General features: G+C 63.7%; 9 protein-coding genes. 8 read left to right on the top strand and 1 reads right to left on the bottom strand.

Translation table 11 applies throughout. The annotated features are described in order from the left end of the window. Positions 1-169: 169 nt before the first annotated feature. Genes DBV08_RS19835 through DBV08_RS19845 form a run of 3 tightly spaced genes read left to right on the top strand, consistent with a single transcriptional unit; the run spans position 170 to position 3566 of the window. The gene (locus DBV08_RS19835) at positions 170-1630 is read left to right on the top strand and encodes an iron ABC transporter permease (protein WP_124568679.1); all 1461 of its coding nucleotides are present in this window, start codon (positions 170-172) and stop codon (positions 1628-1630) included. Further along, entirely contained in the window at positions 1627-2718 is a 1092-nt protein-coding gene (locus tag DBV08_RS19840) for an iron chelate uptake ABC transporter family permease subunit (RefSeq protein ID WP_124568588.1), read from the top strand. The genes DBV08_RS19835 and DBV08_RS19840 overlap by 4 nt, the downstream gene beginning before the upstream one ends. After that, positions 2715-3566, top strand: coding sequence for an ABC transporter ATP-binding protein (locus tag DBV08_RS19845; RefSeq protein WP_124568589.1), 852 nt, complete (start codon positions 2715-2717; stop codon positions 3564-3566). The genes DBV08_RS19840 and DBV08_RS19845 overlap by 4 nt, the downstream gene beginning before the upstream one ends. Before the next feature lie 10 nt (positions 3567-3576). Here the strand turns inward: DBV08_RS19845 and DBV08_RS19850 are convergent, their stop codons facing one another. Then, positions 3577-6165 carry a bifunctional lysylphosphatidylglycerol flippase/synthetase MprF gene (locus tag DBV08_RS19850; RefSeq protein WP_124568590.1) on the bottom strand — a complete coding sequence of 863 codons (2589 nt, stop codon included), beginning with the start codon at positions 6163-6165 and terminating at the stop codon, positions 3577-3579. A 176-nt stretch (positions 6166-6341) separates the two neighbouring features. Here DBV08_RS19850 and DBV08_RS19855 point away from each other — a divergent pair, with 176 nt between their 5' ends. From DBV08_RS19855 to DBV08_RS19875, 5 genes are all read left to right on the top strand, one after another. Next, entirely contained in the window at positions 6342-6755 is a 414-nt protein-coding gene (locus DBV08_RS19855; RefSeq protein WP_003944876.1) for a BlaI/MecI/CopY family transcriptional regulator, read from the top strand. A gap of 25 nt (positions 6756-6780) precedes the next feature. After that, positions 6781-7734 carry a M56 family metallopeptidase gene (locus tag DBV08_RS19860; RefSeq protein WP_003944922.1) on the top strand — a complete coding sequence of 318 codons (954 nt, stop codon included), beginning with the start codon at positions 6781-6783 and terminating at the stop codon, positions 7732-7734. Between the two features lie 261 nt (positions 7735-7995). Then, the gene (locus tag DBV08_RS19865; protein WP_124568591.1) at positions 7996-9966 is read left to right on the top strand and encodes a DEAD/DEAH box helicase; all 1971 of its coding nucleotides are present in this window, start codon (positions 7996-7998) and stop codon (positions 9964-9966) included. Positions 9967-10183: 217 nt separating this feature from the next. Further along, positions 10184-11641 (top strand): NADP-dependent phosphogluconate dehydrogenase, encoded by a 1458-nt coding sequence (gndA, locus tag DBV08_RS19870; RefSeq protein ID WP_007730904.1) that lies wholly within the window; start codon positions 10184-10186, stop codon positions 11639-11641. Between the two features lie 62 nt (positions 11642-11703). Then, positions 11704-13206, top strand: a complete 1503-nt coding sequence (locus DBV08_RS19875; protein ID WP_095970140.1) for a DEAD/DEAH box helicase — start codon at positions 11704-11706, stop codon at positions 13204-13206. Positions 13207-13208: the final 2 nt, after the last annotated feature.

Raw genomic sequence — 13208 nt, forward strand, 5'->3', positions numbered from 1 at the left:
TTCCTAATGTAGGTTAGCCTCACCATAATTCAAGAGTAAAGAACTGTGACGCTGGGCACCGCATATTCACAGGAACTTGCCCCGCGGGGAGCGCACCCACATAGGGTTCCGTAACCTAAGATGCGAATTCCCTGCGCACAAAGACCAGGAGCTCGAACCGCCAGTGACCATGACCAAACCACTCGGGAACGGACATCCCCGAGGACCCAGCGAGACGTACGGACGGCGCATCGTGCCGCGCGGCCCGGCTCCTGTCCGAATGCGTGTCCTAGCTGGGTTTTTCGACGCGGGAGTGTTCCTGCTTCCGTTGCTCGTCGGCTGGTACATCGTTCAGTCGCTCCGTGACGACAACGGTGGCGGCGAGGCCGACCGCGCCGTGTTCGGTGGGACGGCGATAGCCATCGCCGTCGGTCTCCTCGTCTGGAACCTCGGATTCCGTGAAGGTGCCACGGGTCGGACCTCGGGAAAGGGATGGGTTGGACTGGTCACGCGTGACGCGAAGACCAAACAGCCCATCGGTGTTCGCCGGGCTCTACGCAGACCCTTCGATCGAAGCGGAATCGAGGTGGTCCGTGAGAGCACGGCACGCGACGAAGGTTTCGAGGAACTCGCGCGCGACAACAGCGTCGGGGCAACTCGTCGGCGCCGCCTGATCGGTCTCGCCGTCCTGACGATTCTTCTCGCACTCGTCATGCTCGCGAGCATCGCGGTGGGCGCTCGGCCGTTGACGTTTGCCGAAATCTTCCATGCCATCTTCAGTTCTGACGGCACCCAGACCGACATCATCGTGCGGACCCTGCGCGCTCCGCGAACCATCCTGGGTCTCGTTGTGGGCATCGCACTCGGTATCGCCGGCGCGCTGATTCAGGGACACACACGAAACCCGTTGGCGGATGCCGGTCTACTCGGCCTCAACGCAGGCGCAGCTTTCTTCGTCGTCATGGCGATCTACCTCTTCGGCTTCACCGCACCGAGTCAGTACCTCTGGTTCGCATTCGCAGGATCCTTCGTCGCCAGCATCGTCGTCTTCGGCTTGTCCTCGATCGGAAACGGCGGCGCCAGCCCTCTGAGCCTGGCTCTGGCGGGCGCGGCCGTCGCGTTCTTCCTGCAAGCCATGACCAACGCCGTGATCATCCTCGACCAGACCAGCTTGGACGCCTACCGGTTCTGGGTCGTCGGTTCGGTATCCGGGCGCGGGTTCGACGTCCTGTGGCAGGTCCTGCCTTTCCTGATACTCGGTTTGGTCATCGCCTTGGCAAGTACGCCGGGGCTCAATGTCCTCAGCCTGGGTGAAGACGTTGCCAAAGCCTTGGGAACCAACATCGCGTTCAGTCGCACACTCGGCATCGTCGCGATCACCCTGCTGACCGGCGCCGCCACCGCGGCGTGTGGTCCGATCGCGTTCATCGGTTTGGTGGTCCCCCACGTGGCCCGGGCCATCACCGGACCCGACTACCGCTGGCTGGTCCCGTACGCGGGCTTGCTCGGTGCAGTCATGTTGATCACCGCGGACATCATCGGTCGCGTGGTCGTGCGCCCCGGTGAGTTGCAGGTCGGCATCATCCTGGCCCTCTTCGGCGCTCCGTTCTTCATCGCTCTCGTACGCCGCAGGAAGTTGGCAAGTCTGTGACGCTCAAGCAGGAAATTCGGGTACTCCCCCGGACCGTCCCCTCTCGTAAGTCGATCCGCCTCGGTGGATTCTCGCTGGTCTATCGTCCGCTTGCGGTGTCGGTGAGCATTGCCCTCGCAGTTGCGCTGTTCCTTCTGCTCTGCATCAACATCGGACGTGGCGACTACCCGATCTCGATCCCCGACGTCATTTCCGTACTGCTCGGCAATGGAAGCAAGACGCAGAACCTGATCGTCTTCGACCTTCGACTTCCGCGGTCGCTCACCGCCCTCTTCATCGGTATGGCACTGGGCATTGCCGGTGCAGTCACCCAGACGATTGCCCGCAATGCCCTCGCCAGCCCGGACATCCTCGGAATCACGGCCGGATCGAGTGCTGCCGCGGTTGCTCTCATCGTCCTCGGTGGCGGTGGCTCGTTCGTGGGAATGCTTGCCACACTGGGCATTCCGTTGGCTGCGCTCTGTGGCGGTCTGCTGACAGCTGTGGTGATCTACGCCTTGGCGTGGCGCAAAGGTGTAGAGGGTTTCCGCCTCATCCTGATCGGTATCGGCATCAACGCCATGCTGGTTGCAGCGACGGGATGGCTGCTCATCTCGGCGGACATCAACGACGCCTCCCGCGCACAGGTGTGGCTCAACGGCTCGCTCAACGGTGCCACCTGGAATCAGATGTGGCCCGTCGCGATCGCCGTCGCAGTAGTCGGCGGCTACGCGGTGATCGCCTCGTTCACCATGGGAGCGCTGCGGTTGGGCGACGACAACGCCACCTCACTCGGTGTTCGCTTGCAATCATCGCAGGCCAAACTGTTGCTTTCCGCCGTTGCACTGGCCGCCATCGCAACCGCGGCAGCAGGTCCGGTCGGCTTTGTCGCTTTGGCGGCGCCACAGGTTGCCATGCGCCTGGTGCGCTCGGCCGGCCCGCCCATCGTGGCTTCCGCACTGACCGGTGCTGTACTGGTAGTCGGCAGTGACGTCATCGCTCGAACAATTCTGCCTGTGGAACTCCCTGTCGGAATCGTGACTTCCGCTCTGGGCGGCCCGTTCTTGCTCTACCTGTTGGTTCGTAACAATCGGAAGGTCACAGCATGACCACCATCGCCCAGTCCACCGACGCTCCTTCGCGTCTCGTCGCGCAGAATCTGACGCTCGGGTACGGGGATCGCATCATCGTCGACGGACTCGATCTCGATATCCCCACCGGCGTGATCACGACGGTCATCGGCCCCAACGGTTGCGGCAAGTCGACACTTCTCCGTGCGCTCGGTCGTCTCCTCAAGCCCAAGGGTGGATCGGTCATCCTCGACGGCAAGGCGATCAGTTCGATGAAGACCAAGGAAGTCGCCCGGGTGCTCGGCATGCTCCCCCAGACTCCGGTTGCGCCCGAAGGACTCACTGTCGCCGATCTGGTCTCGCGTGGACGCCACCCGCACCAGTCGTGGATTCGGCAGTGGTCCGCGGACGACGAGGGCGAGGTCGCGGAAGCACTGGAGCTGACCGGTGTCTCCGACCTCGCTGATCGGCCGGTCGATCAATTGTCCGGCGGCCAGCGTCAGCGAGCCTGGATCTCGATGGCTCTCGCCCAGGGAACCGACATCCTGCTCCTCGACGAGCCCACCACGTACCTCGACCTTGCGCATTCGATGGAAGTCCTCGACCTGGTGGATCAACTCCACGAGGAAATGGGGCGCACCGTGGTGATGGTTCTGCACGACCTCAATCTCGCGGTCCGATACAGCGATCATCTGATCGTGATGCGCGACGGCGCCGTCGTCGCTTCAGGTGTCCCCAAAGACATCATTTCCGCGGAACTTCTGCTCGAGGTGTTCGGTCTCGAAGCTGCCGTTATCGACGATCCCGTTTCGGATCGGCCGCTGATCGTCCCGATCGGCACCCGGCACGTGTTCGGCGCCGTCGGCGGGCCGGCAAAGCCTGCGTGACGATCGCGAATCAGCGACCCAGAATCGTCCGAACGAGTTTGAAACCTTGACCGATCGTCACGGTCGGCAGGTATGCCCGTCCGACCGCGTTGCCGATGCTCGGCAACGCGGCTGGATCGGCGAAAGTCATGTGCATCGGCACGTACCGAGGCTGGAACTTCGATTTGAAGGCCAACAGCGATCGAAATCCGTACACCGGTTCCAGGGTGCGACCGAGCAGGTCGAGCACGCTGTCCATCATTGCCGAGAAGGTCGTGGCCTCAGGTTCGTCTGCGTTGGTCGCGGCTGAGTCCGTACCGGAGTCGCCGGCAATGGTCGCCAACGGCGCGCCGGACAGACTGAGGAACTCGACGCCCTCCTCCTCCAATTTGAGTGCAGCGGAAGCGATGAGGAACTCCATCGCGGGACGGAACCCTTCGGAGCGTCGCCTCATGAAGTCGAGGGTCCAGCCGACGACTTTGCCGTCGCGGTACACCGGTAGCCATGACGTGACACCGTGCACGGTGCGATCCTCGTCGACGGCAATCAGGCACCGCACTTGTTCGTCGTCGACCTCGTCGAGTCCCCCGAGAGTGAATCCCATCTCGGGCATCCCCTTGTCCGCTACCCATTCTTCCGAGATCGCGACGATCTGATCCTTGATCGCGAGAGGTGCATGAGGGAAGGAAATCCACTCGGCGGAGATACCGGACTTCTTCGCCCGGTTCAGTGCGGTGCGCACGTCCTGGAACCGCTTGCCCGTGAACGCGATTCCGCCCAGATCGAGGACCGTTTCCTCGGCGACCTGTAGACCGCTCCAGCCCATGGAATCGGTGATGGTGCGCGCCTCGTCCGTCACCGAATAGAAGCACGGTATCCACCCGTTCGACGACGCGAACTCGGCGAACTCCTCGATCGCTGCGCGCATGCGATCGGGAGGACCGACCGGATCACCGGTGGTGAGAGCAACGCCGGCGATGACGCGATACGCGACGTAACTCGAACCGTCCGCGCCGAACCAGTAGGTGTTCCCCTTCCACGTCGTCATCCACGACAACGGGCTGCCGGTACCGGCGATCAACATAGATCGCGCTCGTTCGGCGGCTTCGGGATCGGCGGTCTTGACCGGCTTGAGGAAACTCACGAAAACCAACACGGCGGCAACGCCCCAGAACACGACGCCGGTCCATTCGAAGAGCAACGTCGACTCGATGTCCACGGGAAGCAGGCGCGGGTCGATCAACTGTAGGTACACCGGCGGTACAAGGCGCTGAGGGAAGTCCGCGAGCAACATCGCGACCGTCGGCTCGCGGTCGAACCCGTGCCTGGCGAGCATTCCGCCGCCCACGTAGATCAGGGCGAGGACCCCGAGCAACGCCACGATCGCAACGCCCAGACGCCGGTACGTCTTGGCCGGTGCCGCCACGTCGAAGTATCGACGTGTGGAGATCAACAGGATCAGCACGAACAGCGGCGTCAGGAACGGCACCAGAGTGCGGTACACGTTCGGATCACTGATTCCGTAGAACAGGCTGTCGCTGTCCACGGCGTCGACGAACCTGATGACGAAGTTCCCGATCGAGAGGACCAGTAGGACGACCTGAGCGCAGACAGTCGCAATCCAGGCGAATCTTCGGCCTCGACGGAGCCCGTCACTCAATACCAGAACGAAAATCGACGGCATCAACGAGAGCAGAGTCGGCCCGATGCCCGAAAGTCTCAGCTCCAGTAGTCCGCGTCGGCAGTCCGGATCCGACGCCGACTCTGCGCACAGCTCGCGAACTTCTGCGACCGTCCAGGGAACGCCGCGGAAGAGATCCCGCAGCACGGCGAGTGGGCCCACCGCTTGCGGGGACAGCGCGGCGATCATCGGTCCGATCGCACTGGCCGCCACGACGATGGCGACGAGAACGCGACCTTCCCGCTGGGTCCCGGCGATGCGCTCGCCGCGAGCCGACCGTCCCACGATCCACTGCCCGATCACCAGCCCTACGGCGGCGGCGAAGAACCTGATGACGTCTTGCAGCTGGCCGCTGAACAACGCCAAGGTGATGGTCAAGGCCAGGGTGCCGACGCGGATGCGTCGACGCCACAAAGTGCCCATGTTCGAGCTGGCGGCCATCGCGGCGCCGACGATCCACGCACTCGCGCCGACAGCAGAGCCGACGTGTAGGCGGAATCCCCAGTTGGAGTCGAACACCTTCACGAACGAAGCCCAGCCGAGTCCGAGGAGAACACCGAGAATCTGGGTGCTCGCTCCGGCAATTGCGAGCTTGACCGTTCCCATCCGCCGCTCGAGGGGTGCCGCGACAGCGATCAGGAGCACACTCGCACCGATGTACCCGAGCAGGTTTCCTGCCCACAGAGCAGAGGTGAGCGGAGTCCAGATACGTCCGTGCTGGATCGAACCCATTCCCGCACCGATCGTGTGCTCGAGATCGCGGGACGGTCCGTGTACGAGGCTGCCGGTGGCAGCACCCAGGATCCACATGGTGAGAAGGAGGACGACCGTCAACGGTGCATCGCGGATGCCGAAACGAACGATGTCGGCAGCCTTCTGCGCAAGTGCCCGTATCCGTGATGTCGATTCTGTGGTGCCCGGCGAACTGTCGATCGTCATCTACGTGCGGCTACTTTCTGCGGATCGACTGTGGGCTTGCCCAGTATCGGCATTTCTGTCTACTCACACCACCGTAACCGTCATGCAGATCACTATGGCCAATACCACACCCCTGCGGAGACGGTTACTACTACCAGTAGTACGTATTTCGTCGTGGAAGTCCGTAGAATCGAAGAATGGCAGGTCTAGGTGAACTCGAACGCGCGGTGATGGATCATTTGTGGTCCACATCGGAACCGCAAACTGTGCGACAGGTGCATGAGGCACTCGCGACGCATCGCGAATTGGCGTACACGACGGTGATGACCGTTCTGCAGCGCCTGGCGAAGAAGCATCTGGTGATTCAGCAGCGTGACGATCGCGCGCATCGCTATCTTCCCGTCAACAAGCGCGAAGAACTGGTCGCGAGCCTGATGGTTGACGCACTGGCTCAGGCTCCCGAGTCCGGCGGACGCGCTGCGGCACTTGTCCACTTCGTGGGACAGGTCAATGCAGACGAAGCCGATGCTCTCCGCGAAGCTCTTGCTGCCCTCGAGGTGCGCGAGTCCGCGAAAAAGGCTGCGCAGCCCGGAATTTCTAGGCCGAACTGATTTCGTCGTGCATGATGTGTAGGACATGAACGCCACTACTGCACTGGTTTTCGGACTGCTTGCCTTGTTGCTGGCCGGTCCGGTTCCCGCACTCCTGAGCCGCTCCACGTGGCCTTACCGCGCTCCACGCGCGGCTTTGGTTCTGTGGCAAGCCGTCGCAATTGCTGCGGTGTTGTCGGCATTCAGCTCGGGCCTGGCCATTGCCAGCCAGCTGCTCGTTCCCGGCGCCGACGGTAGGCCGACGACGGCTCCGACTGCCGAGATCGATGCACTCGGGTTGCCACTGTGGATTCTGTACGTGGTTGTTTTTGCTCTGACGCTCTTGATCGGCGCCAAGCTGATCTTCTCGATCATCCAGGTCGCGGTCAGGACCCGACGACGCCGTGCACGGCACCGCGTCTTGGTAGACCTTCTCGACGACTGTGCCATGCCCGCGTCGGTGGAACGCACACCCGACCTGCGAGTGTTGGACGTGGACGAACCGATCGCCTACTGCCTACCGGGCCTGCGCCAACGCGTGGTTCTCAGTCAAGGCACTTTGCAGAACCTCGATCATGCCGAGGTCAAGGCCATCCTGACGCACGAACGCTCACATTTGCGGGCGCGTCACGACCTGGTACTCGAGGCGTTCACCGCCGTCAATCACGCGTTCCCCCGTTTCGTCCGTAGCAAGTCGGCTCTGGGATCGGTACAGCTCCTGGTGGAGTTGCTCGCCGACGATTCAGCTGTGCGCGCCACCGGCCCTACTCCCCTGGCGCGAGCCCTGGTCGCGTGTGCCGGATCGACAGCACCCCGCGGAGCGATGGCAGCAGGTGGTCCGTCAACGCTCATTCGAGTGCAGCGCCTCTCCGCCGACGATGCCGATCCTCGGATCGCAGTTTTTGCGTATCTGGGGGCAGTCGCAATTCTTGTGGTGCCCACCGTGGCGGTAGCAGTGCCCTGGCTCACCGAACTTCGCCTGCTTTTCAACGCATACTGAGTCTTGACCAGCGCAACCACGTGTAGTAGTGCAGGTCACAGGCGGGGTTACCTGACTTCGGTGTCGCCGGTGGCGTAGAGTGGACCACGGCCACCATCGTGGTCCGTCAACATATAACGGCACACAGCCCAATTCCCCGCAGTATGCGTTCGGATTGCCAGGTGACATGTGCCCTGGCTCGTCCCTTTGCGAACTGTGTCGTGTATTTCAGCATGGCTTCTTCCGCTCCGCGACGTGCCCGTAGTCCGGAGAGGTTTCCGCGTGACCAACGCTGTCCAAATGTCGTCTTCCGAGAACATCGAAGACCCCACCGTCAACACCCCCGCTGCCGAAGAAGCAGTCGCCACCGAGCCGGGTATCACCTTCGCCGAGATCGGCCTGCCCGAGCAGCTTGTTGCCGCATTGGCGCGCAACTCCATCACCGTTCCGTCTCCCATTCAGGCGCAGTCCATCCCGGACGCGCTCGCCGGAACCAACGTTCTCGGCCGCGCACAGACCGGATCGGGCAAGACTCTCGCCTTCGGCCTGCCGATGCTGACCCGCCTCTCGCGCCACGAAGATCGCCCGGCCGCCAAGCGTCCCCGCGCTCTCGTGCTCGTCCCCACCCGTGAGCTTGCTTTCCAGGTGGTCGACTCCCTGAACTCGTATGCCGGTGCACTCGGACTGACGGTTCGTCCCGCTGTCGGTGGAACGCCCTTCGCCAAGCAGGTCGATCAGCTTCGCCGCGGCGTCGACGTCCTCGTCGCAACGCCGGGTCGTCTCGGCGACCACCTGCGTCAGGGCACTTGCATCCTCGACTCGGTGGAAATCACCGCACTCGACGAAGCCGACCAGATGGCGGACATGGGCTTCCTGCCCGAGGTTCGCTCGATCCTCGGTGAGACCCCCGCAGACGGACAGCGCCTGCTGTTCTCAGCGACCCTCGACCGTGAGGTCCAGTCGCTGGTTCGTCAGTTCCTGGCCAACCACGTCACCCACTCCACCGAAGACGGCCGCGCGAGCGTCGACACGATGGAGCACTACGTCCTCCTCGTCGACCGTGGACAGAAGGATTCCGTCCTCGCCGAGATCGGTGCCCGCGACGGACGCACGATCATGTTCGCCCGCACCAAGCTCGGTTGCGAGGGAATCACCGACCGCCTCCGTGCAGTCGGTATCGCTGCCGAGTCGCTTCACGGCGGCAAGGCCCAGAACCAGCGCACCCGCGTCCTCGAGCGTTTCAAGAACGGCCGCACCCCGGTCCTCGTCGCGACGGACGTCGCAGCGCGCGGTATCCACGTCGACGGCATCGACCTCGTCGTTCACGTCGATCCCCCGGCCGATCACAAGGACTACCTGCACCGCGCAGGTCGTACCGCGCGCGCCGGCGAGAAGGGCACCGTTGTCGCCATCGTGCTGCCCAACCAGAAGCGTCAGTTCAAGCGTTTGACCGGAATGGCCGGCGTCAACGCCGCAGCCGTTGCCGTCACCCCGGGTTCTGCTGAACTGGCACGCATCACCGGCGCCAAGAAGCCGACCGGAGAACCGTTGCGCGAGAGCTCTTCTCGTGGCGAGCGCTCCTTCGGTGATCGTGGCGGAAGCCGCGGCGGCTACCAGGGCAACCGCGCCTCCGGTGGATACCAGGGCAACCGCTCCTCGGGTGGATACCAGGGCAATCGTGACGGCGAGAGCCGCGGCGGATACCAGGGTGACCGCTCCAGCGGTGGTTACCAGGGCAACCGCGACAGCCGCCCCTCGACCGGATATCAAGGAAACCGCTCGTCGGGTGGATACCAGGGAAGCCGTGACGGCGAGAGCCGCGGCGGATACCAGGGCAACCGTTCTTCCGGCGGATACCAGGGTGACCGCTCCAGCGGTGGTTACCAGGGCAACCGCGACAGCCGCCCGTCCTACGGAGACCGCGACAGTCGCCCGTCGACGGGCTACCAGGGCAACCGCTCTTCCGGTGGTGGCTACCAGGGCAACCGCGACGGCGAGAGCCGCGGCGGATACCAGGGCAACCGCTCTTCCGGTGGTGGCTACCAGGGCAACCGCGACAACAACCGCTCGTACGGTGATCGCGACAGCCGCCCCTCGACCGGTTACCAGGGCAACCGCTCCTCCGGTGGATACCAGGGCAATCGTGACGGTGGCGACAACCGCGCAGCCTCGACCAGTGGTGGTGGCTTCCGCAGCCGCACCGACCGTCGTAGCTATGACGGATTCGACGGCCCGAAGCGCGATCAGCGGTAATACCTACGCTGAGCTGCGGCTCGACAACTGAACACTGAGAACCTTCCGGCTGCGCCGGAAGCTGTATCGAGACGGATGCAGGTCACTGCAATTAAAGTGATCTGCATCCGTGTTTTGTATGCACGGTCTGATGTTCACGCGCGTCGCGGCCGCACAGTTTCCGGCTGCGCACAGCGCAGGATTTCACAGCCGCGGACCGAGAGGGAAAGCTGTAAGCATGTCAACCACTAGCACCGAATCACCCCGAGCTCAGATCGGCGTCACCGGCCTGGCCGTCATGGGTTCGAATATTGCCCGCAATTTCGCCCGCCACGGTCACACCGTTGCCCTGCACAACCGCAGCATCGCGAAGACCGATGCTTTGATCGCCGAGCATGGTTCCGAGGGCGATTTCGTGCGCACCGAGACCGTCGAAGAGTTTGTTGCCGCACTGCAGAAGCCGCGACGCGTTCTGATCATGGTCAAGGCAGGCGCCCCGACCGATGCTGTCATCGAAGAGCTCGCGAACGCCATGGAGCCCGGCGACATCATCATCGACGGCGGCAACTCGCTGTACACCGACACGATCCGTCGTGAAGCAGCGATCCGCGCCCGCGGACTGCACTTTGTCGGCGCTGGTATCTCCGGTGGCGAGGAAGGCGCACTCAACGGCCCGTCGATCATGCCCGGCGGCCCGAAGGAGTCGTACGAGGCTCTCGGCCCGCTTCTCGAGTCCATCTCCGCTCACGTCGACGGCACCCCGTGCTGCACGCATATCGGCCCCGACGGCAGCGGTCACTTCGTCAAGATGGTGCACAACGGCATCGAGTACGCCGACATGCAGCTCATCGGCGAGGCGTACAACCTCTTCCGTGACGCGCTGGGCTACGACGCCGGTCAGGTCGCGGACGTCTTCACCGAGTGGAACAAGGGCACGCTCGAGTCCTACCTGATCGAGATCACCGCCGAGGTGCTCCGCCAGGTCGACGCCGAGACGGGCAAGCCGTTGGTCGACGTCATCGTCGACGCTGCCGAGCAGAAGGGCACGGGCCGCTGGACGGTCAAGTCCGCTCTCGATCTGGGTGTACCGGTCACCGGTATCGCCGAGGCCGTGTTTGCCCGCGCACTGTCCGGTAGCCGCAACCAGCGCGCCGCAGCTCAGGCCCAGGGTCTGGCTGCCGGCTCTCTCGGCGACAAGCCTGCTGACGCCGAGCAGTTCGCCGCCGACATCCAGGCAGCGCTGTACGCGTCGAAGATCGTGGCATACGCGCAGGGCTTCGATCAGATCGCTGCCGGCAGCGCCGAGTACGACTGGAACCTCAAGCCTGCCGACCTGGCAACGATCTGGCGCGGTGGCTGCATCATCCGTGCGCAGTTCCTCAACCGCATCAAGGATGCGTTCGACGCAGATCCGAGCCTGCCGAGCTTGATCCTGGCGCCGTACTTCCGCGAGGCCATCGAGGCAGGCATCGACAGCTGGCGCCGCGTGGTCGCCACCGCGACGATGCTCGGCATTCCGGTACCGGCGTTCGCGTCCTCGCTCTCGTACTACGACGGTCTGCGTGCGGAGCGTCTGCCGGCTGCCCTGACTCAGGGTCAGCGCGACTTCTTCGGCGCGCACACCTACGAGCGCATCGACAAGCCGGGCAAGTTCCACACGCTGTGGAGCGGTGACCGCAGCGAAATCGAGGCCTGATTCACAGCGGGTATCGGTAGTTGCGGTCATCTGCCTCTACCGATACCCGGTAGCCTGGACAAATGCAGGAATCGACGATCGACTCGCCCACCTCGACCGAAGGGCGTTCGTTCGTCGACCTCGGAATCCCCGCCGTGATGGTGCACGCGTTGCGCCGAAACGGCATCGACGCTCCCTTCCCCATTCAGTCGGCCACCATCCCTGACGTCCTTGCCGGCCGGGATGTTCTCGGGCGCGGCGCGACGGGTTCCGGAAAGACCTTGGCCTTCGGGCTTCCGATGTTGGTGCGCCTCAAGGGCGGGGCCAGCAAGCGGAATCGTCCGCGCGGTTTGGTGCTCGCTCCCACCCGCGAACTGGCGATCCAGATTCACAAAGCACTCGACGACGCCGCTACCGAGATCGGTTTGCGTGTGGCCAATGCGGTCGGTGGCGTTCCGATCAAGCGCCAGGCAGACATCCTGACCAGAGGTGTCGATCTACTCATCGCGACCCCAGGCCGTCTACTCGACCTACTCGAGCAGAAGTCGGTGATTCTCGACGACGTGGTGATCACGACCATCGACGAAGCCGACCACATGGCAGACATGGGTTTCATCGACGAGGTCGCGAAGATTCTCGACACGACACCGAAAGATGGTCAGCGTCTTCTCTTCTCGGCAACCCTCGACGGCAAGGTCGACGATCTGGTCGCGGGTTACCTGCGCAATCCGGCATCGCACTCGACTGCTCCCCCGGTTGCCACCGTCTCGACCATGGAGCATCACCTGCTCTTCGTCGATCGTGACGACAAGAGATCCGTTGTCGCACATATCGCTTCACGGGCGGGGCGGACCATCATGTTCGTCAAGACCAAGCACGGCGTGGATCGTCTTGCGCAGCAACTGCATTTGATCGGTGTCTCGGCCGGGGCTCTGCACGGCGGCAAGACACAGAACAACCGGACCAAGACTCTCGCGTCGTTCTCCGACGGGACAACTCCTGTCCTGGTCGCCACCGATGTGGCAGCCCGCGGAATCCATGTGGACGACGTGACGCTCGTGGTTCACGTCGATCCCCCGGCCGAGGCGAAGGACTACCTGCACCGGGCCGGCCGGACGGCACGCGCCGGCGAATCGGGCGTCGTCGTCACCATCGTCACCGACGAAGAACGTGATGCGGTCGAGAAGTTGACCAAGCAGGCAGGCATCAAGGTTCACGGTGTGCGGGTTCGTCCGGACGATCTGGAACTCACGCGCATCACCGGAGCGATGGAACCGACGGGAATTCCGGTCGAGGCTCCCGATACGACGGTCGCCGTCAAGCACACCGCCAAGCGTGGCCGTCAGGAACACGACACTGCAGGCCGGACCGCTGCCGGAGGCCGGATGAAGAAGGACGGCGACAAACGAGCCGCCTCCTCGCGTCGGGTCACCGATCCCAAGAGTGTGAAGAAGATCCGTGCGGACGGCACCCCGGTCCCGACTCGTTCGGAGCGTCTGGCGTCCAAGGGTTTGACCCCGCGTCGCGGCGCACCCGGCGCAGGAAAGCCGTCTGCCGGAAATCGGGCGGGCAAGCGCGCACACTGAGG

Source organism: Rhodococcus sp. KBW08 (assembly GCF_003852455.1).
In the GTDB taxonomy this organism is placed as follows: Bacteria; Actinomycetota; Actinomycetes; order Mycobacteriales; family Mycobacteriaceae; genus Rhodococcus_F; species Rhodococcus_F baikonurensis.

Excerpts from the sequence above, each read along its gene's own strand:
- gndA (WP_007730904.1), top strand. The coding sequence starts at position 10,184 with ATGTCAACCACTAGCACCGAATCACCCCGAGCTCAGATCGGCGTCACC.
- DBV08_RS19855 (WP_003944876.1), top strand. The coding sequence starts at position 6,342 with ATGGCAGGTCTAGGTGAACTCGAACGCGCGGTGATGGATCATTTGTGG.
- DBV08_RS19835 (WP_124568679.1), top strand. The coding sequence starts at position 170 with ATGACCAAACCACTCGGGAACGGACATCCCCGAGGACCCAGCGAGACG.
- DBV08_RS19845 (WP_124568589.1), top strand. The coding sequence starts at position 2,715 with ATGACCACCATCGCCCAGTCCACCGACGCTCCTTCGCGTCTCGTCGCG.
- DBV08_RS19875 (WP_095970140.1), top strand. The coding sequence starts at position 11,704 with ATGCAGGAATCGACGATCGACTCGCCCACCTCGACCGAAGGGCGTTCG.
- DBV08_RS19860 (WP_003944922.1), top strand. The coding sequence starts at position 6,781 with ATGAACGCCACTACTGCACTGGTTTTCGGACTGCTTGCCTTGTTGCTG.
- DBV08_RS19850 (WP_124568590.1), bottom strand. The coding sequence starts at position 6,165 with ATGACGATCGACAGTTCGCCGGGCACCACAGAATCGACATCACGGATA.